24 protein-coding genes, 1 tRNA gene and 1 other RNA gene are annotated in these 21,202 nt (G+C 72.7%); 14 read left to right on the forward strand and 12 right to left on the reverse strand.

The annotated features are described in order from the left end of the window. The first annotated feature begins 70 nt into the window (after window positions 1–70). A complete protein-coding gene (gene gndA / locus AC3RJ9_RS04355) occupies window positions 71–1,633 on the forward strand; it encodes an NADP-dependent phosphogluconate dehydrogenase (RefSeq protein ID WP_036340176.1) in 1,563 nt (520 codons plus the stop codon). Window positions 1,634–1,652: 19 nt separating this feature from the next. Here the strand turns inward: gndA and epsC are convergent, their stop codons facing one another. The 3 genes from epsC to msrA all read right to left on the reverse strand — a co-directional run bounded on the left by epsC (window position 1,653) and on the right by msrA (window position 3,890). After that, on the reverse strand, window positions 1,653–2,240 hold the full coding sequence (epsC, locus tag AC3RJ9_RS04360; protein WP_036340179.1) for a serine O-acetyltransferase EpsC: 588 nt from the start codon (window positions 2,238–2,240) through the stop codon (window positions 1,653–1,655). A 43-nt stretch (window positions 2,241–2,283) separates the two neighbouring features. Further along, on the reverse strand, window positions 2,284–3,219 hold the full coding sequence (gene cysK / locus AC3RJ9_RS04365) for a cysteine synthase A (RefSeq protein WP_010078892.1): 936 nt from the start codon (window positions 3,217–3,219) through the stop codon (window positions 2,284–2,286). Between the two features lie 89 nt (window positions 3,220–3,308). After that, window positions 3,309–3,890, reverse strand: coding sequence for a peptide-methionine (S)-S-oxide reductase MsrA (gene msrA / locus AC3RJ9_RS04370; RefSeq protein WP_012750832.1), 582 nt, complete (start codon window positions 3,888–3,890; stop codon window positions 3,309–3,311). 113 nt (window positions 3,891–4,003) lie between these two features. Here msrA and AC3RJ9_RS04375 point away from each other — a divergent pair, with 113 nt between their 5' ends. From AC3RJ9_RS04375 to AC3RJ9_RS04385, 3 genes are all read left to right on the forward strand, one after another. Next, a complete protein-coding gene (locus tag AC3RJ9_RS04375) occupies window positions 4,004–4,933 on the forward strand; it encodes a Nif3-like dinuclear metal center hexameric protein (protein WP_061867836.1) in 930 nt (309 codons plus the stop codon). Next, entirely contained in the window at window positions 4,930–5,664 is a 735-nt protein-coding gene (locus tag AC3RJ9_RS04380) for a zinc ribbon domain-containing protein (protein ID WP_061867835.1), read from the forward strand. Before AC3RJ9_RS04375 ends, AC3RJ9_RS04380 begins: the two co-directional genes overlap by 4 nt. An 81-nt stretch (window positions 5,665–5,745) precedes the next feature. After that, window positions 5,746–6,756, forward strand: a complete 1,011-nt coding sequence (locus AC3RJ9_RS04385; RefSeq protein WP_489727717.1) for a reverse transcriptase-like protein — start codon at window positions 5,746–5,748, stop codon at window positions 6,754–6,756. A 34-nt stretch (window positions 6,757–6,790) separates the two neighbouring features. On the opposite strand, the gene AC3RJ9_RS04390 is transcribed toward AC3RJ9_RS04385, so the two are convergent. Beyond that, on the reverse strand, window positions 6,791–7,588 hold the full coding sequence (locus AC3RJ9_RS04390; protein ID WP_078026072.1) for a YaaA family protein: 798 nt from the start codon (window positions 7,586–7,588) through the stop codon (window positions 6,791–6,793). A 98-nt stretch (window positions 7,589–7,686) separates the two neighbouring features. Here AC3RJ9_RS04390 and AC3RJ9_RS04395 point away from each other — a divergent pair, with 98 nt between their 5' ends. Next, window positions 7,687–8,001, forward strand: coding sequence for a hypothetical protein (locus tag AC3RJ9_RS04395; RefSeq protein ID WP_002856827.1), 315 nt, complete (start codon window positions 7,687–7,689; stop codon window positions 7,999–8,001). A 21-nt stretch (window positions 8,002–8,022) separates the two neighbouring features. On the opposite strand, the gene rnpB is transcribed toward AC3RJ9_RS04395, so the two are convergent. After that, window positions 8,023–8,401: RNase P RNA component class A (gene rnpB / locus AC3RJ9_RS04400), an RNA gene on the reverse strand. A 144-nt stretch (window positions 8,402–8,545) separates the two neighbouring features. Here rnpB and AC3RJ9_RS04405 point away from each other — a divergent pair. Then, entirely contained in the window at window positions 8,546–9,991 is a 1,446-nt protein-coding gene (locus tag AC3RJ9_RS04405; protein ID WP_170079917.1) for a glyceraldehyde-3-phosphate dehydrogenase, read from the forward strand. A gap of 82 nt (window positions 9,992–10,073) precedes the next feature. On the opposite strand, the gene def is transcribed toward AC3RJ9_RS04405, so the two are convergent. Both def and AC3RJ9_RS04415 read right to left on the reverse strand, forming a co-directional pair. After that, on the reverse strand, window positions 10,074–10,715 hold the full coding sequence (gene def / locus AC3RJ9_RS04410; protein ID WP_078026073.1) for a peptide deformylase: 642 nt from the start codon (window positions 10,713–10,715) through the stop codon (window positions 10,074–10,076). Window positions 10,716–10,809: 94 nt separating this feature from the next. After that, window positions 10,810–11,505, reverse strand: coding sequence for a Crp/Fnr family transcriptional regulator (locus tag AC3RJ9_RS04415; RefSeq protein ID WP_078026074.1), 696 nt, complete (start codon window positions 11,503–11,505; stop codon window positions 10,810–10,812). Between the two features lie 168 nt (window positions 11,506–11,673). Between AC3RJ9_RS04415 and AC3RJ9_RS04420 the strand changes: the two genes are divergently transcribed. Further along, window positions 11,674–11,901, forward strand: coding sequence for a heavy-metal-associated domain-containing protein (locus AC3RJ9_RS04420; RefSeq protein ID WP_078026075.1), 228 nt, complete (start codon window positions 11,674–11,676; stop codon window positions 11,899–11,901). A gap of 32 nt (window positions 11,902–11,933) precedes the next feature. Then, complete coding sequence (locus AC3RJ9_RS04425; RefSeq protein ID WP_240938510.1) at window positions 11,934–13,928, forward strand: heavy metal translocating P-type ATPase; 1,995 nt, start codon at window positions 11,934–11,936, stop codon at window positions 13,926–13,928. On the opposite strand, the gene AC3RJ9_RS04430 is transcribed toward AC3RJ9_RS04425, so the two are convergent. Beyond that, window positions 13,844–14,149 (reverse strand): antibiotic biosynthesis monooxygenase family protein, encoded by a 306-nt coding sequence (locus tag AC3RJ9_RS04430; RefSeq protein WP_044659105.1) that lies wholly within the window; start codon window positions 14,147–14,149, stop codon window positions 13,844–13,846. The two genes, AC3RJ9_RS04425 and AC3RJ9_RS04430, sit on opposite strands and share 85 nt — an antisense overlap. A gap of 132 nt (window positions 14,150–14,281) precedes the next feature. Here AC3RJ9_RS04430 and AC3RJ9_RS04435 point away from each other — a divergent pair, with 132 nt between their 5' ends. Both AC3RJ9_RS04435 and AC3RJ9_RS04440 read left to right on the forward strand, forming a co-directional pair. Further along, window positions 14,282–15,208 carry a hypothetical protein gene (locus tag AC3RJ9_RS04435; protein ID WP_489727723.1) on the forward strand — a complete coding sequence of 309 codons (927 nt, stop codon included), beginning with the start codon at window positions 14,282–14,284 and terminating at the stop codon, window positions 15,206–15,208. After that, entirely contained in the window at window positions 15,205–16,065 is an 861-nt protein-coding gene (locus AC3RJ9_RS04440) for a DUF8757 domain-containing protein (RefSeq protein ID WP_082067583.1), read from the forward strand. The genes AC3RJ9_RS04435 and AC3RJ9_RS04440 overlap by 4 nt, the downstream gene beginning before the upstream one ends. Here AC3RJ9_RS04440 and AC3RJ9_RS04445 read toward each other — a convergent pair. Beyond that, window positions 16,062–16,517: a DUF488 domain-containing protein gene (locus AC3RJ9_RS04445; protein ID WP_044659104.1), complete on the reverse strand. Its 456-nt coding sequence runs from the start codon at window positions 16,515–16,517 to the stop codon at window positions 16,062–16,064. The genes AC3RJ9_RS04440 and AC3RJ9_RS04445 overlap by 4 nt on opposite strands. A gap of 296 nt (window positions 16,518–16,813) precedes the next feature. Here AC3RJ9_RS04445 and AC3RJ9_RS04450 point away from each other — a divergent pair, with 296 nt between their 5' ends. The 3 genes from AC3RJ9_RS04450 to AC3RJ9_RS04460 are packed head-to-tail and all read left to right on the forward strand — an operon-like array spanning window position 16,814 to window position 17,903. Next, window positions 16,814–17,011 (forward strand): hypothetical protein, encoded by a 198-nt coding sequence (locus AC3RJ9_RS04450; protein WP_235281257.1) that lies wholly within the window; start codon window positions 16,814–16,816, stop codon window positions 17,009–17,011. A 30-nt stretch (window positions 17,012–17,041) separates the two neighbouring features. After that, window positions 17,042–17,323, forward strand: a complete 282-nt coding sequence (locus AC3RJ9_RS04455; RefSeq protein WP_044659103.1) for a DUF3263 domain-containing protein — start codon at window positions 17,042–17,044, stop codon at window positions 17,321–17,323. Between the two features lie 40 nt (window positions 17,324–17,363). After that, on the forward strand, window positions 17,364–17,903 hold the full coding sequence (locus tag AC3RJ9_RS04460) for a hypothetical protein (protein ID WP_044659102.1): 540 nt from the start codon (window positions 17,364–17,366) through the stop codon (window positions 17,901–17,903). 13 nt (window positions 17,904–17,916) lie between these two features. Here AC3RJ9_RS04460 and AC3RJ9_RS04465 read toward each other — a convergent pair whose 3' ends face one another. The 3 genes from AC3RJ9_RS04465 to orn all read right to left on the reverse strand — a co-directional run bounded on the left by AC3RJ9_RS04465 (window position 17,917) and on the right by orn (window position 19,436). Beyond that, a complete protein-coding gene (locus AC3RJ9_RS04465) occupies window positions 17,917–18,489 on the reverse strand; it encodes a tyrosine-type recombinase/integrase (protein WP_052833431.1) in 573 nt (190 codons plus the stop codon). Between the two features lie 144 nt (window positions 18,490–18,633). Continuing rightward, window positions 18,634–18,706 (reverse strand) — tRNA-His (locus AC3RJ9_RS04470). A 103-nt stretch (window positions 18,707–18,809) separates the two neighbouring features. Further along, the gene (gene orn / locus AC3RJ9_RS04475) at window positions 18,810–19,436 is read right to left on the reverse strand and encodes an oligoribonuclease (protein ID WP_002857127.1); all 627 of its coding nucleotides are present in this window, start codon (window positions 19,434–19,436) and stop codon (window positions 18,810–18,812) included. Window positions 19,437–19,526: 90 nt separating this feature from the next. Here orn and mptB point away from each other — a divergent pair, with 90 nt between their 5' ends. Continuing rightward, window positions 19,527–21,182, forward strand: a complete 1,656-nt coding sequence (gene mptB / locus AC3RJ9_RS04480; protein WP_078026078.1) for a polyprenol phosphomannose-dependent alpha 1,6 mannosyltransferase MptB — start codon at window positions 19,527–19,529, stop codon at window positions 21,180–21,182. Window positions 21,183–21,202 lie beyond the last annotated feature (20 nt).

Consider the following 21,202-nt stretch of genomic DNA (forward strand, 5'->3'; position numbering starts at 1 on the left):
ACGTAGGCTGGGGGCGGGTCCGTGTCCGGCACGGCCCGTCCCACCGTCCGAGCCACAGGAGGCCCCCGCGATGACCGAGCAGACCACCACCGTCCCCGTCGGCGCCGCCGACATCGGCGTCACGGGCCTGGCGGTGATGGGCGCGAACCTCGCGCGCAACTTCGCCCGCCACGGCTACACGGTGGCCCTGCACAACCGCAGCCGGGCCCGCACGGACCAGCTCGTGGCCGAGCACGGTGACGAGGGCGCGTTCGTGGCGACGGAGACGCTCGCCGAGCTCGTGCAGTCCCTCGCCGTGCCGCGCCGGGTGCTCATCATGGTCAAGGCGGGCGCCCCCGTGGACGCCGTCATCGACCAACTCGTCCCCCTGCTGGACGAGGGCGACATCGTCATCGACGCCGGCAACTCCCATTTCGAGGACACCCGCCGCCGCGAGGCGGCCCTCGCCGAGAAGGGCCTGCACTTCGTGGGCGTCGGTGTCTCCGGCGGCGAGGAGGGTGCCCTGCACGGTCCGGCGATCATGCCCGGCGGTCCGGAGAAGTCCTACGAGGCCCTCGGCCCGATGCTCGAGAAGATCGCCGCGCAGTTCGAGGGGGAGCCGTGCTGCGCCTGGGTCGGCACGGACGGCGCCGGCCACTACGTGAAGATGGTCCACAACGGCATCGAGTACGCGGACATGCAGGTCATCGGCGAGGCCTACGACCTGCTGCGCCGTGTGGGCGGCCTCGAGCCCGCCGAGCAGGCCGAGGTGTTCACGGCGTGGAACCAGACCGACCTGGCCTCCTACCTCATCGAGATCACGGCCGAGGTGCTCGCGCAGGTGGACGCGGCCACGGGCCGCCCGCTCGTGGACGTGATCGTGGACGAGGCCGGGCAGAAGGGCACCGGCCGCTGGACCGCGATCTCGGGTCTCGACGTCGGCTCCCCGGTGGCCGCGATCGCCGAGTCCGTCTTCGCCCGCTCGCTGTCCTCTCAGCGCGCGGTGCGCGAGGTCGCCCGTGAGACCCTCGCGGCCGGCGTCGACGAGGAGGCGCAGCGCGCCCCGCAGGACACGGACGCGTTCGTGGAGGACGTGCGCCAGGCGCTGTTCGCCTCCAAGCTCGTGGCCTACGCGCAGGGCATGGACATGCTCGCGGCCGCCGCCGAGGAGTACGGCTGGTCGCTGGACCTGGGCACCATCGCCTCGCTGTGGCGGGACGGCTGCATCATCCGCGCCGACCTGCTCGACGTGATCATGCAGGCCTTCGGCGGCCGCGACACCTCCCGCCATCCGGCGCCGGGCACCCGCGCCCCCGGCCAGCCGCTCAACCTGCTCTTCGCCCCCGAGTTCGCCCAGGCGATCGCCGAGGCCCTGCCGGCCTGGCGCCGCGTCGTCGGCACCGCCGTCGCCGCGGGCGTGCCGGTCCCGGTGTTCTCCTCGGCCCTGGCGTACTACGACGGCCTGCGGGCCGACCGCTTGCCGGCCGCCCTCGTGCAGGGCCAGCGCGACTACTTCGGCGCCCACACCTACCTGCGCGTGGACCGCGAGGGCTCGTTCCACACGCTGTGGTCCGGCGACCGCACCGAGGTCGACGGCGAGGGCGTGCCCGTGGTCATGCCGCAGCCGACCGAGGGCGACCCCACGCAGGACTGACCCGGCGTGGACCCGGCCCTCAGATCCAGAGGGCCGGGTCCACGTACTCCGCGGGGTCCACGAGCGGCTTGCCCTCGGACGGGCCCTTGCGCGGTCGGACGGTGGCCGGCACGCCGGTGGCGATCGCGTCGGCGGGGGTGTCCTTCACGACGACGGCGTTGGCGCCCACCGCCGTTCCCTCCCCGATCTCGACGGGTCCGAGGATCTTGGCGCCGGCCCCCACCACGACGCCGTCGCGCAGCGTGGGGTGCCGCTTCACCTTGGCCAGGGAGCGGCCGCCGAGGGTGACCCCGTGGTACAGCATCACGTCGTCGCCGATCTCCGCGGTCTCGCCGATCACGACACCCATGCCGTGGTCGATGAAGAACCGACGACCGATCGACGCGCCGGGGTGGATCTCGATGCCCGTGGCCGCCCGCGTGACCTGCGAGAGCACGCGGGCGGGCATCTTCAGCCGGTCATGCCGCCACATCCGGTGCGCGACGCGGTGCGCCCACACTGCGTGCAGACCCGAGTAGACGAGGGCCACCTCGAGGTCACCGCGCGCCGCTGGGTCATGGCTGCGGACGGTCGCGATGTCTTCCTTGATGCGGGAGAACAGTCCCACGGGCGGCCCCTTCGGGTCGGTGCGGTCGGTGAGCGGGCGGCGGTCAGCCGCGGATGTCCTCGAAGAGGGCGGTGGAGATGTAGCGCTCGCCGAAGTCACACACGATGGCGACGATCAGCTTGCCCTCGGACTCGGGCTTGGCGGCCTCCTTGAGGGCGGCCGAGATGATCGCGCCGGTGGAGATGCCGCCCAGGATGCCCTCCTCGGTCCCGAGCCGACGGGCGGTCTCGATGGACTCCTCGAAGGTGGCCGGGTAGACCTCGTCGTAGAGGTCGGTGTCCAGGATCTCCGGCACGAAGTTCGCGCCGATGCCCTGGATCTTGTGCGGGCCGGCCTGGCCGCCGGAGAGGATGGGGGAGTCGGCCGGCTCGACGGCGATGAGCTTCACGTCCGGCTTCTGCTCGCGCAGGTACCGGCCCGCGCCCGTGATGGTGCCGCCGGTGCCGACGCCGGCGATGAACACGTCCACGGCACCCTCGGACGCGTCCCAGATCTCCGGGCCGGTGCCCGTGTAGTGGGCCTGGATGTTGGCCTGGTTCGCGAACTGCTGGGCCCAGATGGAGTTCGGGGTGCTGCGGACGATCTCCTGGGCGCGCTCGAGGGCCCCGCGCATGCCGTCTGCACCGGGGGTCAGCACGATCTCGGCGCCGAACGCCTTGAGCATCACGCGGCGTTCGGTGGACATGGTCTCGGGCATGGTCAGGATCACGCGGTAGCCGCGCGCCGCGCCGACCATGGCCAGGGCGATGCCGGTGTTGCCCGAGGTGCCCTCCACGATGGTGCCGCCGGGGGTCAGCTCGCCGGCCGCCTCCGCGGCGTCGACGATGGCGGTGCCGATGCGGTCCTTCACCGAGTTGGCCGGGTTGTAGAACTCGACCTTCACGGCGACGTCGCCGGGCAGGTCCTTCGCGAGGCGGTTCAGCCGGACCAGGGGCGTGCCGCCGACCGCCTGGGTGATGTCGTCAAGGATGCGGGCCATGGTGGTACCTCCGGGGGGTGGTGGTGCGCCTCGGGGCGCGGGCGATCTAGTGGGTGTTCCTGCGTCAGGCTATCGAGCCGCGGCGCCGCTCAGGCGTCCACGAGCCACGCGGAGTAGTTCCGGCGCACCTTCGCGAGCTTCGGATCGATGACCACACGGCAGTATCCATTGGAACGGCGCCGCGCATAGAAGTCCTGGTGAATGTCCTCGGCCGGGTGCCACGCGGACGCCGGCTCGACGCGTGTGACGATGGGGCTGTCATAGTTCGCCTGCGCCCGGGCGATCTCGTCCGCGAAGAACCGGGCCTCGGCCTCGTCGTGGGCGAAGACGGCCGAGCGGTACTGGGTGCCGACGTCGGCCCCCTGGCGGTTCAACGACGTGGGGTCGTGGCCGGTGAAGAACAGATCCATGATCACCTCGGGCGGCACGACGGCGGCGTCGAAGCGCACACGGACCGCTTCGGCGTGGCCGGTGGTCCCGGTGCACACGGACTCGTAGCTCGGGGCGGGGTCGTCGCCTCCGGTGTAGCCGGACTCGACGGCGAGCACGCCCCGCACGCGACGGTAGACGGCGTCGAGGCACCAGAAGCAGCCGCCGGCGAGCGTCAGCTCGCGGACGTCGGCGGGCGCGCCGGAGGCGCCGAGGGGCTCGGTACGGGGGGAGTCGGTCATGGCAGGCACAGCAACGCGGCCCGCGCTTTTCATTCCCGACGGCGCCGCGCCGTGCCCTCACCCAGGGCCGCCGGGTCGTGCGTGCCCGGGCCGGGTGGGCCATCATGGCCGGTATGGCCGTGTCCCGTCCCGCCGTCCCCGCCTCGCCGGAGCACGCCCTGGCCCCACCGACGCTCGGGCACGTCCTCGAGGTCGTCCAGGGGCTGTGGCCGCGGGAGCTGGCGGAGCCGTGGGACGCCGTCGGGCCGGTGGCCGGGCGCCCGGAGGCGCCGGTGCGGACCGTCCTGTGGGCGCTGGACCCCGTGCAGGCCGTGGCCGACGAGGCCGTCGCCCGTGGGGCCGACCTCGTGGTCACCCACCACCCGCTCCTGCTGCGCGGGACCTCGTCCGTCGCCGCCGTCGGGCATGCCGCCGCCGCCAAGGGACGCCTGCTGCACACCCTGATCGAGCACCGCATCGCCCTGCTCGCCGCGCACACCAACGCCGACGCCGTCGTGGGCGGCGTCTCGGACGTGCTGGCCCGTGCCGTCGGCGTCACCGGAGCGCTCTCGCCCCTGACGACCTCCGCCGCCGGCACCGGGGCCGAAGGCATCGGCCGGGTGGGCGACCTGCCCGAGGAGACCGACCTGGCCGCCTTCGCCCGCGCCGTGCACGCGGCGCTGCCCGCCACGGCCGGCGGCGTGCGCGTGGCGGGCGACCCCGCCCAGCGCATCCGCCGCGTCGCCGTGTGCGGCGGCGCCGGAGACAGCCTCTTCGACGCGGTCCGCGCGTCCGGAGCGGACGTCTACGTGACCGCCGATCTGCGCCACCACCCGGCCTCGGAGGCCCGGGAGACGGCGGTGTCGGGGGATGGACGTCCCGCGCTCGTGGACGTCTCGCACTGGGCGAGCGAGTCCCTGTGGCTCGAGCACGGCGCCCGCGCCCTGGAGGCCGCCCTGGCGGAGCGGGGACTGGGCGTCACCACCCTGTTCTCAGATCACCGCAGCGACCCCTGGGACTTCCTGGTCGGGGGAGAGCGGGCCGACGAGGGGAGTCACGCATGAGTGAGGTCACCGCACCGCCGGCCGTCCAGGCCCGGCTGCTGGAGCTGCAGGAGCTCGACACGGCCCTGGACCAGGCCCGCGCCGCCGTCCGTCGGCTCAAGGCGGACCCGGAGCACACCCGGCTGCGCGCCCGTGCGCAGGAGTTCGAGGAGGCGCTGCCCGGTCTGCAGGACGCCGCACGCACCGCCGACCGGGCGGGGGCCGAGGCCACCGAGAAGGCCGCCGCCACCCGCGCCCGTCGGGACCGGACCCGGGAGCGGCTCGAAGCGGGCCAGGGCGGGTCCAAGGAGCTGCAGGCCATGCAGCACGAGGACGACACGCTCACCGCACTGCTCGATGACCACGAGGCCGCGGCGCTCGAGGCCATGGAGGCCGCCGACGCCGCCGAGTCCCGGCTCGCGAAGGGCCACGCCGCTCTGGAGCAGGCACGGGCCGAGGTCGAGGCCCGCGCGGCGGAGGTGCGCCGCGAGGGGCAGGTCGTGACCCAGCGTGGCCGGGACCTCACCCAGCGCCGGGCGGCGTTGGCCGCCGTGTTTCCCGCGTCGTTGCTGGCCCTGTACGAGCAGGCGCGGGAGCGCAACGGCGGCATCGGCGCGGCCCGGCTCGTCGGGAACCGGTCCGCGGCCGCGGGCACGGAGCTGTCACCGGCGGAGGTCGCGCGCATCCGAGCCCTCCCGCCGGCCGCCGTCGCCCGCTGCCCCGAGTCCGGCGCCATCCTCATCCGGGACTGACCCCGGGCTCCGCCCCCGGCGCGGTCAGTAGAGTGGGGGGCCGCGTCGGACGGCGCGACCACGGACACGAGGAGGCGCACGGTGAGCGGACGAGTCCTGCAGGTGGAGGCCGACGGCGGGTCGCGGGGCAACCCCGGCGTCGCCGGCTACGGCGCCCTGGTGCGCGACCCGGCCACAGGCGAGATCCTCCGGACCGACGCCGCTCCGCTGGGGAAGGCGTCCAACAACGTGGCCGAGTACTCCGGGCTCGTGGCCGGGCTGCGGATGGCCCGGGACCTCGACCCGGAGGCCCGGGTGCACGTGCTGATGGACTCCAAGCTCGTGGTGGAGCAGATGTCCGGGCGGTGGAAGATCAAGCACGAGGACATGCGGCGCCTCGCGGCCGAGGCCCGGGCCGTGCTGCCCCTCGAGCGCGTCAGCTACGAGTGGATCCCGCGGAACCGGAACAAGGACGCCGACCGCCTCTCCAACGAGGCCATGGACGCCGGCGCGCGGGGCGGGCAGTGGGACGCCGGCGCCTCAGAGGTGCCCGTTGCGGCCCCCACGGCCGTGGGGTCGACCGCCGCGGAGGCGTCCACGACCTCCGCGTCGGCGGTGGCCGGGTCCGGCCTCGAGGCCGACGCGGACGTCCGGGCCGCGGAGGCGGACGGGCCCGACGCCGTCGCCTCGCCGGAGGATGCGACCCCGGTGCCCGCGCCCACGGGACGGCTGCATCACGTGGAGATCTGGGTCGCCGACCTCGCGGCGGCCGAGGCGAGCCTCGGCTGGCTGTTCGGCGAGCTCGGCTACGTGCCCGGCGAGGGGTGGGCCGAGGGCCGGACGTACCAGGGGGCGGGGGAGTACCTCGTGCTCGAGGCCGGGCCCGACGTCGCCGCGGGCGCCCACGAGCGCACCCGCCCGGGCCTGAACCACCTGGCCTTCCGGGCCGGATCGCGCGCCCGCGTGGACGAGCTCACCGCCGCCGCGCGCGACCGGGGGTTCCGCCTGCTCTTCGAGGACCGCCACCCGCACGCCGGGGGAGCGGACCACTACGCCGCCTACCTCGAGACCGCGGACGGCTTCGAGGTGGAGCTGGTGGCCGTCGAGGACTGAGGCCGCGTCCGGGCAGACCGCGCCTCGCCCGGGGTCACCCCTCGGGCAGGATCACCCGCAGCGCGCCGGGCTTCGCGCCGGACGGCCGGGCCAGCTCGACCTCCCAGCCGTGGCCGTCCCCGGCCCGCGCGACCACGTCCGCGACGCGCTCCAGCGTCGAGGTCTCCCGCGCCCCCGCCTCCAGCAGCGCGCGGGCCACGAGGCCGCGGGTGTGCTTGGCGAAGTGCGAGACGACGGTCCGCTCGCCGTCGCGCAGCTGGAACACGTCGACCGCGAGGGTCCGCTCCGCCGGTGCCCGCCACTGGGCCGCGTAGCCGCCGGAGCGGCAGTCGACGACGGGCCCGCCGTCCCGTGCGGCGAGCGCGTCGAGGGCGGGGGTCAGGACGGGGCGCCAGTGCGCGGCCAGCCCGGGCAGCCCCGGCAGCTTCGCGCCGACGGGCAGCCGGAAGGCGGGGATCCGGTCCGCCAGCGCGGTGGCGCCGAACAGCGCGGAGAAGACCAGCACGGACGCGCGGGCGCGGCGCTTCGCCGCCGCGGACAGGGAGGCGTGGTCGAGCGCATCGAAGAGCACGCCCGTGAACACCCGGTGACCGGGCGCGGCAGGGGCCGAGGCCAGGCGCGTGTTCGCCTCGACCTCGCCGGTGAGCGACGCCCCGACGCCGAGAGCCGCCAGGGCATCCGGGGCGGCCGAGACCGCGGCGAGCCGCGTGAGCAGGTCCGCGCGGGCGCCCGTCACCGCGGCGTCATCGGCCAACGCGAGGGCATCGAGGTCGAGCGGGGCCCCGGAGCGGGGCGCGGTCTTGCCCTCGGAGGGCGGCAGCAGGATCAGCACCGGGCCAGCCTAGCCAGGCGCCCCGGGCCGACGTCGTCGTCCGGACCTGGCACAGTGGTGGGGTCCGCACAGCCGCCCCGCATCCCAGGAGTCGCCCGATGACCGCCATGAACGTGTTCGGCGTGGTGTACCCGTTCGTCCTGCTCGTGATCGCGGCCGCCGTGTGGCTCGGGATCCGCTCCAGTGGGCGGGAGCGCACGCACGCCTCGGCCGTGGAGCAGCGCCTGCGGGAGCGCACCTTCACGGGGCAGGACCGGGTGACGCTCGAATGGCCGCGGGACCGGCGACGCCCGAGTCTGGCGAAGGTCGTCTCGATCGGCGAGTCGTACGGGTACCGCCTGCTGGACAAGCGGGAGCGCGAGCACGTGGTGGAGCTCGAGTTCGAACGAATCCTCGACGACGAGGGGTTCTGACCCCAGCCCGGGGCCGTGAGGCGGGACGGACCGGCTGTAAGCCGGGTTCTGTGCCTCGCGCGCGTTGCCCCGCGCGAGGTGACGGCCATCCATCTGGGCCCGCCATCGCTGACGGGCTCGAGCGGCCAACCCGGACGCTGGGGCGAGCAGCCCTCGTGACGCGTCCTGTTCGGCCTTGCACCGGATGGGGTTTACCGAGCCGGCCCCGTCACCGGGGCCGCTGGTGGTCTCTTACACCACCCTTTCACCCTTACCGCCGCGCACACGGCGCGGAGGCGGTCTTCTCTCTGTGGCACTGGCCCGCGGGTCGCCCCGGGTGGATGTTGTCCACCATCCTGCTCTGCGGTGCCCGGACTTTCCTCGCACCCCCGCAGGGGCACGCGGCCGTCCGCCGATCCGTCCCGACCGACCAGTGTACGCCCCGTCGCGACCGCAGGGCCGCTCCGGACGTGTCCTCGCCTAGAATGGCGGAGTCCGCCGACAACGAGGTCGGGGGATGGGGCCTGCCCAGGACGGCCCCGCCAGGTTTCAAGGAAGGACTCCCGTGGCAGACACCGCCTCGACCCAGACCCCTGAGTGGAACACGCAGCAGAAGCTCGCGGAGAAGATGGTCCCCCTGCTGGGCACCCTGTACCGCGAGCACAACGTGGTCACCTCGATCTACGGGCGCTCCCTCGTGAACCGCGGCGTGATCGACATCATCAAGGCCCACCGCTACGCCCGCCGCGTGCAGGAGGCCCCGCTGAGCGTCGAGTCCACCTACCCCCTGGTCGAGGCCATGGCTGCGATGGACCTGGGCGCCGCCACCATCGACCTGGCCGAGCTGGCCGCCAAGCAGAAGGCCTCGGGGCAGGACGTCCAGGCCTTCCTGGACGCCGAGCTCGCCGAGGTCAAGGGCAAGGCCGGTGAGGGCCTGGGCGAGACCCAGGACGTCGTGCTCTACGGCTTCGGTCGCATCGGCCGCCTGCTGGCCCGCATCCTCCTCGACCACGCCGGCGGTGGCTCCAAGCTGCGCCTGCGTGCCGTCGTCGTGCGCAAGAACTCGGAGGACGACCTGATCAAGCGCGCCTCCCTGCTGCGCCGCGACTCGATCCACGGCCCGTTCGACGGGACGATCGTGGTGAACGAGGACCGCGACGTGATCACCGCCAACGGCACTGAGATCCAGGTCATCTATTCGAACGACCCGACCACGGTGGACTACACCTCCTACGGCATCAAGGACGCGCTGGTCGTCGACAACACCGGACGCTGGCGCGACGACGAGGGTCTGTCCCAGCACCTGCAGGCCAAGGGCGCCGCGAAGGTCCTGCTGACCGCCCCGGGCAAGGGCGAGATGAAGAACATCGTGTACGGCGTGAACTCGGACGACATCACGCCCGAGGACACCATCATCTCGGCGGCCTCCTGCACCACCAACGGGATCACCCCGGTGCTCAAGGTCATCCAGGACGACTACGGCATCGACCACGGCCACGTGGAGACCGTGCACGCCTACACCAACGACCAGAACCTCGTGGACAACTTCCACAAGGGCGCCCGTCGTGGCCGTGCCGCCGGCATGAACATGGTGCTCACCGAGACCGGCGCCGCCAAGGCCGTGGCCAAGGCCCTGCCCGAGCTCAAGGGCAAGCTCTCCGGCAACGCCATCCGCGTCCCCACCCCGGACGTGTCCATGGCCATCCTGAATCTCGAGCTGACCAAGCCCACCTCGGTGGAGGAGCTCAACGCCCGCCTGAAGCAGGAGTCCCTCACCGGCCCCCTGCGCGGCCAGGTCGGCTACGTGGACTCCCCGGAGGTCGTGTCCACCGACTTCGTCGGCTCGGACCGCGCCGGCGTCGTGGACGGCCTGGCGACCCTCGTGAACAACGACGGCAAGAACGCGATCCTCTACGTCTGGTACGACAACGAGTACGGCTACTCGCACCAGGTGATCCGCGTGGTGGAGAAGATGGCGGGCCAGCAGGTCCCCGCCTTCCCGCAGGCCTGACCCGCCGATGACCGACGGCCCGTCCCCGCGGAGGGGACGGGCCGTCGTCGTGTGCCGACCGGGTCGGACGTGGAGCCGAGGCTCAGGCCTCGTCGTCCCCGTGGTCGCCGTCGGGGCCGTGCTCGTGGTCTTCGTGGTCGTCGGCGTCGTGGCCGAAGGGGTCCTCGTCCGTGCCGGGCAGCCACGTCACACCGGGCACGTTCAGACGCTCGGCCCGCTGCGCGCGCTTCCAGCGCCGCTGCCATTTGCCCTCGAGCCGGTTCACGTAGAGGGTGCCGTTGAGGTGGTCGTACTCGTGCTGCATGATGCGCGCGAACCAGCCCTCGGCCTCGAACTCGAACATCTCGCCGTCCACGCGCTGGCCGGACAGGCGCACGCGGGTCGGGCGCTGCAGGGGGAAGCCGAGCCCGGGCACCGAGAGGCAGCCCTCGGTGTGCTCGTCCGGGTGCGGCTCCTCCCGCGGCGCCTTGTCCAGGTGGGTCAGCACGGGGTTGATCACGTGGCCCACGTTCGGCGCGTCGCCGGAGTCCGGGAACGTCCACGTGAAGATCCGCAGCCCGACCCCGACCTGCGGGGCGGCCAGGCCCACGCCGTGCGCGGCTTCCTGCGTGACGTACATGTCCTCGATCAGCTCGCGGATCTCGTCGTCGATCACCTCCACCTCGGCCGCGCGCCTGTGCAGCACGGGCTCGCCGTAGACGGTGACGGGACGGATGGAGGCCATGGCACTGCGCTTCCCGGCCCGGGCTGCGGGCCTGCGTGGGTAGGAGGACGGGGGAGTCCCCAGCCTACCGCCGGGGACACCACGACGACGGCGGTCATTCCGCGGCGAGGGCCTCCAGCGCATCCGGGTCCAGCAGCGTCACCCGCGGGCCCTCGATGGCGATCAGGCCGTCGTCGGCGAGGCGGCGCAGCCCACGGCTGAACGCCTCGGGGGTGGTGCCCAGCAGCGAGGCGACGTCCTTCTTCGGCGCGGCCAGCACCACGACGAGGTCGGCCTCGTCCCGAAGGGCCGGCAGGCCGAGCAGATGTCCGGCGATCCGCGCGGTGACAGGCTGATGCTCCCGGGCCAGCCGTTGTTCAGCCTCGGCCAGGCGGACGGCCAGCGTCCGCATCACGCGTCCCCCGATGCCCGGATGCTCGGCCAGGAGTCGGGCGACCTCGGCGTGGGAGAAGGTGCACAGGCGGGTCGCGGCCACGGCGCGCGCCCCGTGCCGGGCCGGCTCGCCCGTGAGGAACTCGTGCTCGCCCACGGAGTCGCCGGGCTCGACCATCCGCACCACGCGTTCCCGGCCGGTCGCTGAGCCGAGCGTCAGCGCCAGGCGGCCGCTGTGCACGACGCACAGGCGGTCCGTGCGGTCACCGGCCAGGTGCAGGGCATCGCCGGCCTCGAGCACGAGCGGCCGCGCCAGGGCGGAGACCCGGCGCAGCTGCTCCAGATCCAGCCCGGTGAACAGCGGGACCCGGGCCGCGCACGGCTCTGGTTCGTCCATGGGGGCGAGGGGCAGGTCCATACGCACGCCATCAGCCTCCCACACGGCGGCTTGACCGCGGTCAAGGCGGGCCCGCCGTCCCCTTCGTAGCGTCAGTGACATCCCCGGAGGCCGGGGATCGGACCGGGCACCCGCCCGTCCGCTCAGCCTCATCGGCGGCCGCGCCGGTGACGACCCACAGGAGTGACCATGACCGCCACCACGCACATCCTGCTCCGCGCCGAGGGCTTCAGCTGCCCCTCGTGCGTCCGGAAGATCGAGAAGGCCCTCGACGCCCTGCCCGGCGTGACCGGCGCGCAGGTCCACTTCGAGACCCAGCGCATCGAGGTCGACCACGACCCGCAGACCACCACTGCCCAGGACCTCGTCGAGGCCGTCGCCAAGGTCGGCTACACCGCCCGGCCGTCGGCCTTCTGACACCGCCCCGCCCCCGACGAACGGAGTCCGCCATGTCCACCCCCGCCGTCACACGTCCGGGCCGCCCTCGTGCCCGGTTCGCGTTGTCCCGCCGCTGGCGGCGCCCCGTGGTGGCCGGCCTGCTGATCGCCGTCTCGCTCGTGCTGGCGCCCGAGCAGCTGGCCCACGGGACCGGACACCTCGTGGCGGCGGGCCTGATGCTCGCCGCCGCCGTCGTGGCCGGCCTGCCGATCGCGCGCGACGCGATCGCCGCCCTGCGGGTGAAGACCGTCGGCATCGACCTGCTCGTCGCCACCGCCGCGATCGGCGCGTCACTGCTCGGCAATTTCTGGGAGGCCGCCGCGGTGACCTTCCTCTTCGCCCTCGGCCACGCCCTCGAGGACGCGACCCTGTCTCAGACTCGCTCGGCGCTCGCGGACCTCGTCTCCACGGCGCCCGAGACCGCCGTCGTCGTGGACGCAGACGGGACCCAGCGCACCGTGCCTGCCCACGAGGTGGCCCCCGGCGCGACCGTCCTCGTCAAGGCCGGCGCTCGGGTGCCGGTGGACGGCGTGGTGCTCACCGGGGTCGGCGCCGTGGACGAGGCATCCATCACGGGCGAGTCCATCCCGGCGGAGAAGACCGACGGTGACGCCATGTACGCGGGCACCGTCGCCACGGCCGGCCTGCTGCAGGTGCAGGCCCGGGGCGTCGGCGCCGACACCACGCTGGCGCGCATCATCCACCGCGTCGAGGCGGCGCAGGAGGCCCGTGCGCGGACCCAGCAGTTCATGGACCGCTTCTCCCGCTGGTACACCCCGGCGATCATGGTGCTGGCCTTCGCTACCGGCCTGATCACGCGGGACGTCCCCCTGGCCCTGACCCTGCTGGTCATCGGCTGCCCGGGCGCCCTCGTGATCTCCATCCCGGTCGCGATCGTGGCAGGGATCGGCCGCGGCGCCAAGGACGGCGTGCTCATCAAGGGAGGGGAGTTCCTTGAGCGCTCCGCGAAGGTCGACGCCGTCGCCGTCGACAAGACCGGCACCCTCACGTCGGGCACCCCCGAGCTGACAGACGTCGTCGCGTTCGAGCCCGGGGCCGAGGACGAGGTGCTGCGCTGGGCCGCACGGCTCGAGGCGGCCTCGGACCACCCGCTGGCCGCGCCGATCGTCGCGGCAGGCCGGGACCGCGGCCTGCTGGACGGCCCGCTGGCCACGGATGTGGACGTCGTCCTCGGCCGCGGGCTCACCGGAGAGGTGGACGGCCGCGTCGTCGCCGTGGGCAACGTGGCGATGCTGCGCGAGCGCGGCGTGGATCCGGCCGCGACCGACCGGGTCGAGACCGTCGCGGCCGAGCTCGCGGAGGCGGGCCGGACCCCGGCGGCGGTCGTCGTCGACGGCATCCCGCTCGGCGTCCTCGCCATCGCAGACACCCTCCGGCCCGAGGCCGCGGGCATGATCCGGGCGCTGCACGGGATCGGCGTCCGCGAGGTCGTGATGCTGACCGGCGACCATCCCGGCGTCGCGCAGGCCGTGGCCCGGCAGGTGGGCGTCGACGACGTGCGGGCGGGCCTGCTGCCCCAGGACAAGCTCGAGGCGATCGAGGCCCTGCAGGCCGAGGGCCGCGTCGTCGCGATGGTCGGTGACGGCGTCAACGACGCCCCGGCCCTGGCGACGGCGGACATCGGCGTGGCCATGGGCGCGGCCGGCTCCGGTGTGGCCATCGAGACCGCGGACATCGCCCTGATGGGCGACCGGCTCGAGCGGCTGCCGCAGGCGCTCGATCTGGCCCGGCGCACGGTGCGGGTGATGCGGCAGAACATCGCGATCTCCCTCGTCACCGTCGTGGCCCTGCTGGCCGGCGTCTTCGCCGGCGGCGTCACGATGGCCGTCGGCATGCTCGTGCACGAGGCGTCCGTGCTGCTGGTCATCGTGAACGCGATGCGCCTGCTGCGGCGCCCGGGTCAGCCCAGGTCCACGACCTCGAACTCGAGCAGGTCGGCGCCCGTGGCGACCGGCGCCGGGCGGCCGCCCTGCTCGGCGGCGTGAGCGGCGGGCATGCGCCCGTCCCGCCAGCGCCGGAAGTCCTCCTCCGACGCCCACGTCGTGACCACGAAGTAGCGGTCCTCGCCCGCGGTGGGCCGGAGCAGCTGGAAGCCCTCGAAGCCCGGCTCCTGGTCCACCGCGTGCTTGCGGGCGGCGAACCGCTTCTCGAGTTCCGGGCCGGCGCCCTCGGGGACGCTGATGGCGTTGATCTTCACGACGGACATGGGCTGGCCTCCTCGTCGGCGGGGGTGCGGCGTCGGGTCGACGCCCTCACCGGCCGACTCTACGCCAGGCAGCGGACCGGGGATCCGTCGAGCGGTTGATGCCCGGCGGCGTCGTCCCTGCGACGCTGAGCCGTGGAACCGGCCGCCGTGGGACCTCGGGCGGTCCCGCTCGCCATCATCGGCGACCTGCACTTGGACCTCACTGACGCGCAGTGGGTGAACAGCCTCTATGCCGTGCTGCTGGCCGCCCTGTTGCTCTCCACCGGCAACCTCGCGGACCGATGGGGTCGCAAGCGGCTCTTCCTCACCGGGTCCGCGCTGATCGCCCCGTATCCGCGCCGCCCTGCGGCACAACACCCCCTTTGTTGCTACCGTTTCGGTGTCCACTTCCACGCAACAGCGGGTGTCCGAGGTCGGTTGCTCCCCTTGGCATCGCACCGCAGATTGGTCGCCATGAACGACATGCACTCGCTGGGCCGACTGATCGCCCCAGCCCAGGAGCGGAACGGCTGGTCCCTCAGCGACCTCGCTGCCCGCGCCGACCGCGCGGGGTACGACATGAGCCACGCCAGCTTCGCGCGGCTCAAGTCCACCCCGGTCACCTCGATCAAGGGCGAGAACATCACGATGCTCGCGCTCGTGCTGAGGGCGCCCGTGGCCCACGTGGTCACCGCAGCGCTGGAGTCCATAGGAGTGGAGCTCGACTCGGCTCTTCACCCGTCGGTCCTCGACGTCGTTCAGGAATCCCCTGACCTATCGACGTATGACCAGGAGCTGCTCGCTGCAGTCCTGCGGGTCATGCTCGACCGACGTAGGACGGACCACCATGACGAGCGCGACCACGCAGACCAGGATCAGGACCGCGAGCGCGGCACGGCCGAGCGCGGGGGAGCGCGCGGCGGTGACGCTGGCGCTGAACAGAAGACCGCCGCGGCCGGCGCGCCGGCCGACTTCGATCTGGCAGCACACGCCGACCTCGAGCCGGCCCGCGACCGGCAGGCCCGGGAGTGGGGCGACGTCGGGGAAGAGAACCTGGACATGGGCGGGGAGGGCGCGTGAGTGGATTCGACGTGCTCCCGCTTACCGGGGAGGGGCGGGCTCTGTATGAGAAGGAACGCGGCCATCGGCCCGAGGTTGCGCGTGTGCTCATCACGGTAAAGGCGGCGCCGCAGCCGTCCGAGAAGTACGGGGACACGGTTTGCGTCGCTGGCATCCGCATGCGCGAGGGCTCAGGACCGGAGTGGATCCGGCTCTACCCCATCCCCTTCCGGTCGATGGCAGAGCTCGAACGCTTCAAGAAGTACGACGTCGTGGACGTCCGGGTTACCCCTGCGGCGGATGATTACCGCTCCGAGAGCTATCGGCCCGACCGTGGGTCTCTGGTTGTCGTCGACCATCTTCCCCCGTGGAAGCCGCGGCACGAGTACGTGCGCCCCCTTACCGACCAGTGGACCATGTGCCGGATCCTCGCCACGGCTCGCGCCAAGCAGGCTTACCCCAGTCTCGCGGTGGTGCGTCCCCGGCGCGTAGATGATCTCGTTGTCACGCCCCACCCGGGATGGACAGCGGACCAGCAGCGGAAGATCGACCGAGCCGCGAACCAACTCGATCTTTTCGACGATAGGGCGGGGCAGCCAACCCCCCTCCAAGCCCCGCGCTTCACCGCCCACTATCACTACGTGTGTGACGAGCCGGGTTGCGCCGGGCACAAGCAGAGCCTCATCGACTGGGAGGCCGCGGAGCTGGTGCGACGCTGGCACGCGAACGACTCAGATGCGGTCGCCGCCGCGGCGTTGAGGACCCGATTCTTCGACGAGATGGCGGACTCGGCGCGCGGGCCGCTCTTTTTCGTAGGCAATCAGCACCAGGCGCCGCGCGGATTCACCGTTCTGGGCGTCTATCGGTCCCTCGGTTAGACGGACGTCACCAGTTGGCGCGCTGTGAGCTTTCGCACACGCTCTAGGACTACCTGACGGTGGCAGCACCGCTCGGACGCCTCGAAGCACAGCAGGACGACGCGTTCCGTACGTGCCATCTCCGCTACGTCGCGCACCGCCTCTGCAGCAGCGGCTCCGTGCAACATCTCCTCGAATCGAACCAGTGCGTCGCCGTGGGCGGGAGTCCCTGGCTCCCAGAAGCCGCCTCGGTTGTCCTTGGGATTTCCGAGCTCCGGGCGGTGCTCGTAGCGGATCCCAGCGTCCGCGAGCGCGGCGCGCAGAGCGGTCTTGGAGAAGCCCTTCTTGCGGGATATGGCGTTGAGGCGGACGTCAACGACCACGTCGGCGTGCCAGGCGTACAGGTCGCCGATGTACTCGTCGATCGTGCGCCCCTCGTAGCCATGGCCCATGATCCACACCTGTTCACGCATGCTTGCCATAGTCGCACACGGCAGGCGGGTGCTTTGTCGGGCGGTGACCTAACGTGCCCGCCGCCACGTTGACCATGTCGGCATGTTCCACCCCTGGAGGGCGCTGCGCGCTGACGCACGTCGTCATGGTCTGGGCCTGCCCGCACCCGACGGCGCCGGCCGCGACCGATGGTGCGACGATAATCTGGCTCGACCCACGCATGAGGCAGGCCGAGCGGCGGTGCGCGCTCACCCACGCGCTCGTGCGCCTCGAGCACGGCCACCGCGCTTGCCAGCCTCCGACCATCGAGTAAGCGGTGCGCGCAGCCGCGGCCCGGCAGCTCATCACGCTCGAGCAGCTCGCCGACGCCCTGCCCTGGTCCATGAGCCTGGACGAGCTCGCCGACGAACTGTGGGGGACCCTGCTCGTGCTCACCGACCAACTCGCCGGACTCACCCGGACCGAGCGCGAGCACCTCGCCGCCCAGATCCCCGAGCACCGCGAGACCGTCTAGCCTGCCCGTCCCCGGACGTACCGTCCCGACATGACCACCACCACCCAGGCGCCCGCGAGCGCGGGCCACCTGTCCGTGCGTGACCACATGGTGCTGCAGCTGTGGGGGCCGCGGTGGCGGCACGAGGCCGCGTGTGACCGGGCAGCTGAGCATCTGCTCGGGCTGCGGGGAACGGCGCTGACGATGCGCGTGGCGGTGCTGGCCGAGGACCCGGTGGCCATCGCCACCTACCCGGTGATCACGCGGCGAGCCCGGGAGGCTCGGCAGACCCGCGAGCGCGCGATGCGGGCGCCGGTGGCCTCCGAAGGTTGATCTACGCTGTGAGCACTCTCACCTAACGAAGGGGCCGTCCATGTCCTCCATCCGCAGCCGCGCGGCCGCCCTGTGCGTCGCACTCGGCCTCGCGCTCACGGGATGCGGAGCTGATGTTCCCACCACCCCCGGCCCCACGACCAGTGCAGCGGCCACCTCGGCCAGCCCTGCCCCATCCACCTCGCGCGCCGCGGAAGCCGCTGAGCCCACGCGTTCGCTGGGCCCCGTGTCAGTCTCTGCACTCCTGCAGTGGGTGCCCGACGACCCGAGCGTGACGCGGTCGATCAGGGTCCGCGCGAGCATTGCAGTCAACGGCGAGCTCGCCACCATGACCACGCCGCCGAATGATCGGATCCCGTCCAACCATGCCGGGCCTGGCCAGTGGCTGATCCTGGACGTGCCGCAGGTAAAGCTGGGAGACCGGGTGCAGGTGGCGGCGTATGCCGACGATGCTCTAGGCGAGGGCCGGGTGGCCTGCAGCCTGACCGTGCTGAACGCGCGCACACCCCTGGACCGAGAGACCAGCGAGGCCGGCGACCTGCCCTCGGTGGAGTGCGACGCCGTCGTCACGGGACCGTGACCGCGACGGCCGCTTAACGTGACCGCCCCCCTCGGGGAGCGTGGACCTCGCGAAGGGAAGCGCAAGAGAGGCCCCGGCCAGTAGTCAGCTGGACGGGGCCTCTCGCTGTGCTAGGGGGTGAGGCGCCGGGGGCGGGCCGCCAGCCGATCGCGTCCACCGCGGCGCGCTCGGCCGCGGCCCGCGAGCGCGCGGTGGGCTGGGTCATCTGCCAGCGGATCCAGTCCTGGACGGCGGGCCGGTCGATCGCGGTGACGGGCAGCTGCCCGAGGCGGGGGAGGAAGGTGCGGGCGGCCTCGCGGCGGTAGCCGGCCAGGGTGCCCTCGCTGCAGCGCACGGCGCGGGCCTCGACGTAGCGGTCCAGGCATTGCGCGAGCGTGGGCACGTCCTCGGCGCCGTCGGCGTGGGCCTCGAGCAGGCGGCGGGCGACGTCCGGGCCCTGGGCGGGGTCCTCGATGATCGCCTTGATGCGGCGCGCCCCCGTCTCGGAGAGCATGGCAGGCATCTGCCGGAAGCGTCCGCCCTCGTAGTAACCCACCCGGAAGGTGGTCACGCCCTTCTTCGACGTGCGCGTGCTGATGGTTGCCATGACTCGCTCTCCTCGATCCCGTCGCTCACGCGGAGGCCGATCCGGCCCCGCGGGGTGCCGAACACAACCATGGACGCAACCACGGACACGCTTAGGGAACGAGAAAGCCCCCGGAATCTGCATGATTCCGGGGGCTTCGAGTAGGGTGAGCGACGGGGATTGAACCCGCGACCTTCTGGACCACAACCAGACGCTCTGCCGACTGAGCTACGCCCACCATGCCTGCTTCACACGGACGGATCCGCGCGGCGCAGCGGGGTCCACAGTACACGAGATCCCGCGCAGCGCCGAATCGGGGCGGCGGGGCCGGGAGTGCCTGCTCAGGCCTGCGCCCCGGACACCACCTCCGCGATGGCGCGGGCCTCCTCCGTGGTGGGGCCGGGGGCGGGGGCCATGACGGCGGCCCGGTAGTAGCGCAGCTCGGTGATGGAGTCCTTGATGTCCCCGAGGGCGCGGTGGCCGCCGGTCTTGGCGGGGGCCTGGTAGTAGGCGCGCGGGTACCAGCGCCGGGCCAGCTCCTTCACGGTGGACACGTCCACGATCCGGTAGTGCAGGTGGTCGACGACGGCGGGCATGTAGCGGGCGAGGAACAGCTTGTCCTGGCCCACCGTGTTGCCGGCCAGCAGGCCCTTGCCGGCGGGCACGCGGGCGGCGATGTACTCGAGGACGCGCGCGGCGGCGTCGTCGAGCTCGAGGCCCTCCGCGAGCTCCGGCAGGAGGCCCGAGGTGGTGTGCATGTCCCGGACGAACGGGTCCATCTGCTCGAGGGCGGCCGCGGAGGGACGGATCACCAGGTCGATGCCCTCGTCCAGGATGTTCAGCTCGGCGTCCGTGATGAGCACCGCCACCTCGACGAGCTCGTCGACCTGGGGGTGCAGGCCGGTCATCTCGCAGTCGATCCAGACCAGGGGGGCGCTCTCCGGCGCGGGGGTGCTCGTCTCGCTCATGCCCCCAGGCTACTCGCGTGTCACGATGGTAGATTCGAGCGAGCCGCGCCCTCGCGCGCCCACGCAGGACCGCACGGAAGGACCCGTCGCATGAGCGTGTCGACCCCGCGTCCGTCCGGGTCCACGGCCCACCGGCCGGAGTACGTCGGCGTCGGCGGCCTCCGCGCGGACCCCCAGGTCGCCGGCGCGGACTGGTGGCCCATCCTGGTGGGGACCCTCGGCTCCCTCCTCCTGGTGGTGGGCTCGTACTCCGTCGGCTGGCTGGCCTCGGCCTCCCCGATCAATCGCTGGCAGTGGCTGATCCCGTGGCGCACCCAGGAGACCGGCGTGCTCGCCGGCGCGGCGCTCCTCACCCTCGGCTGCTGGGTGATGTTCTGGGCCTGGCTGCGGCTGGGCCAGACGATCCGCCCCTTCGGCCGCGGCGCTTTGCGCACGGTCAACCTCGCCACCGTCCTGTGGTGCCTGCCCCAGGTCGTGGCCCTGCCGATCTTCAGCCGGGACATCTTCGCCTACGTGGGACAGGGCCGTCTCATGGAGGCGGGGCAGGACCCCTACGTGGACACGATCTCCTCGCTGTCCAACTGGTTCCAGCTCGGAGCGGACGCCACCTGGGCGGACTCCGAGACCCCGTACGGTCCGATCTTCCTGTGGATCGAGCAGGCCGTCGTCGCGATCTCGGGGGACATGAACCCGGACCTGGCGATCTTCCTGTTCCGCCTGGTGGCGGTGGCCGGCGTCGCGCTGATCATGGTCTTCGTGCCGCTGCTCGCCCGCAGGATGGGCGTCAACGATGCGTGGGCGCAGTGGATCAGCGTCGCCAACCCGCTCTTCACCATCAGCTTCGTCGCGTCCGGGCACAACGACGCCCTCATGGTCGGCCTCGCCCTGGCCGGCACGTGGTGCGCGCTGCGCGCCGGGCATCCGCTCCGCCCCCAGCGGCCCGGGCAGTCCGTCGCGTGGGGGGTGGCCGGCGTCGTGCTGGTCACCCTATCCCTGGGCATCAAGCCCATCACCCTCGTGCTGCTCCCGTTCATCGGCCTGCTGTGGGCCGGCCCGACGGCCCGATGGCCGCGCCGGTTCGCCTTCTGGGCCCTCACCGCCGGGATCTCCTTCGGCCTCATGGCCCTGGTGGGCGTGCTCAACGGCTTCGGCTTCGGCTGGGTGGCCGTGATGGTCGGCACGGGCACGGGCACCGTGCCGTGGGGGCCGATCGGCATGCTGTCCCTCATCACGGTGGGGGCGAGCGAGCTCCTCGGGCAGGGGGCGGACGTGCAGGCCGTCGAGGGGGTGTACAAGACCGCCGGACGCGTGCTCTCGGTGCTCATCGTGCTGGCCCTGATGTTCCTCGGCCGCCAGGACCGCGTGATGACGCGCATGACCTGGGCGTTCACCGCGCTGGTGATCCTCTCGCCCATCATCCAGCCCTGGTACCTGTTGTGGCTGCTCCCGTTCTTCGCCGTGATCGGCATCCGGGACAACTGGCAGATCAAGTGGGTCGTGTTCACGGTCGGCTACTTCCTGGCGTTCGGCGCGTCGGACCAGCTCTTCACCTGGCAGTTCCTGGACATCGCGGACCAGGTCAAGGCCGTGTCCCTGATCGTCTCCGCCGTGTGTCTGCTGTGGATCCTCGTCGTGGACCGCCGCACCAGCCGGTTCGTGAAGGACCACTGGCACGTGCGCCCCGCCGTGCGCGCCGGCCTGGCCCGGCTCCGTGGCGCCCCTCGACCCGTGGAGCCGGGGGAGTGAGGCCCGCCGCCCCCGCGACG

The sequence above is a fragment of the Micrococcus sp. 63XJN7_6_ISO-PGPR-S23-444 genome, from assembly GCF_058072765.1.

Coding starts and splice junctions, on each gene's coding strand:
- mptB (WP_078026078.1), top strand. CDS start 19,527: ATGAGCGTGTCGACCCCGCGTCCGTCCGGGTCCACGGCCCACCGGCCG.
- AC3RJ9_RS04420 (WP_078026075.1), top strand. CDS start 11,674: ATGACCGCCACCACGCACATCCTGCTCCGCGCCGAGGGCTTCAGCTGC.
- AC3RJ9_RS04465 (WP_052833431.1), bottom strand. CDS start 18,489: ATGGCAACCATCAGCACGCGCACGTCGAAGAAGGGCGTGACCACCTTC.
- AC3RJ9_RS04380 (WP_061867835.1), top strand. CDS start 4,930: ATGAGTGAGGTCACCGCACCGCCGGCCGTCCAGGCCCGGCTGCTGGAG.
- AC3RJ9_RS04375 (WP_061867836.1), top strand. CDS start 4,004: ATGGCCGTGTCCCGTCCCGCCGTCCCCGCCTCGCCGGAGCACGCCCTG.
- AC3RJ9_RS04455 (WP_044659103.1), top strand. CDS start 17,042: ATGACCACCACCACCCAGGCGCCCGCGAGCGCGGGCCACCTGTCCGTG.
- AC3RJ9_RS04430 (WP_044659105.1), bottom strand. CDS start 14,149: ATGTCCGTCGTGAAGATCAACGCCATCAGCGTCCCCGAGGGCGCCGGC.
- AC3RJ9_RS04460 (WP_044659102.1), top strand. CDS start 17,364: ATGTCCTCCATCCGCAGCCGCGCGGCCGCCCTGTGCGTCGCACTCGGC.
- cysK (WP_010078892.1), bottom strand. CDS start 3,219: ATGGCCCGCATCCTTGACGACATCACCCAGGCGGTCGGCGGCACGCCC.
- def (WP_078026073.1), bottom strand. CDS start 10,715: ATGGCCTCCATCCGTCCCGTCACCGTCTACGGCGAGCCCGTGCTGCAC.
- gndA (WP_036340176.1), top strand. CDS start 71: ATGACCGAGCAGACCACCACCGTCCCCGTCGGCGCCGCCGACATCGGC.
- AC3RJ9_RS04415 (WP_078026074.1), bottom strand. CDS start 11,505: ATGGACCTGCCCCTCGCCCCCATGGACGAACCAGAGCCGTGCGCGGCC.
- AC3RJ9_RS04395 (WP_002856827.1), top strand. CDS start 7,687: ATGACCGCCATGAACGTGTTCGGCGTGGTGTACCCGTTCGTCCTGCTC.
- AC3RJ9_RS04445 (WP_044659104.1), bottom strand. CDS start 16,517: ATGCGTGAACAGGTGTGGATCATGGGCCATGGCTACGAGGGGCGCACG.
- AC3RJ9_RS04425 (WP_240938510.1), top strand. CDS start 11,934: ATGTCCACCCCCGCCGTCACACGTCCGGGCCGCCCTCGTGCCCGGTTC.
- msrA (WP_012750832.1), bottom strand. CDS start 3,890: ATGACCGACTCCCCCCGTACCGAGCCCCTCGGCGCCTCCGGCGCGCCC.
- orn (WP_002857127.1), bottom strand. CDS start 19,436: ATGAGCGAGACGAGCACCCCCGCGCCGGAGAGCGCCCCCCTGGTCTGG.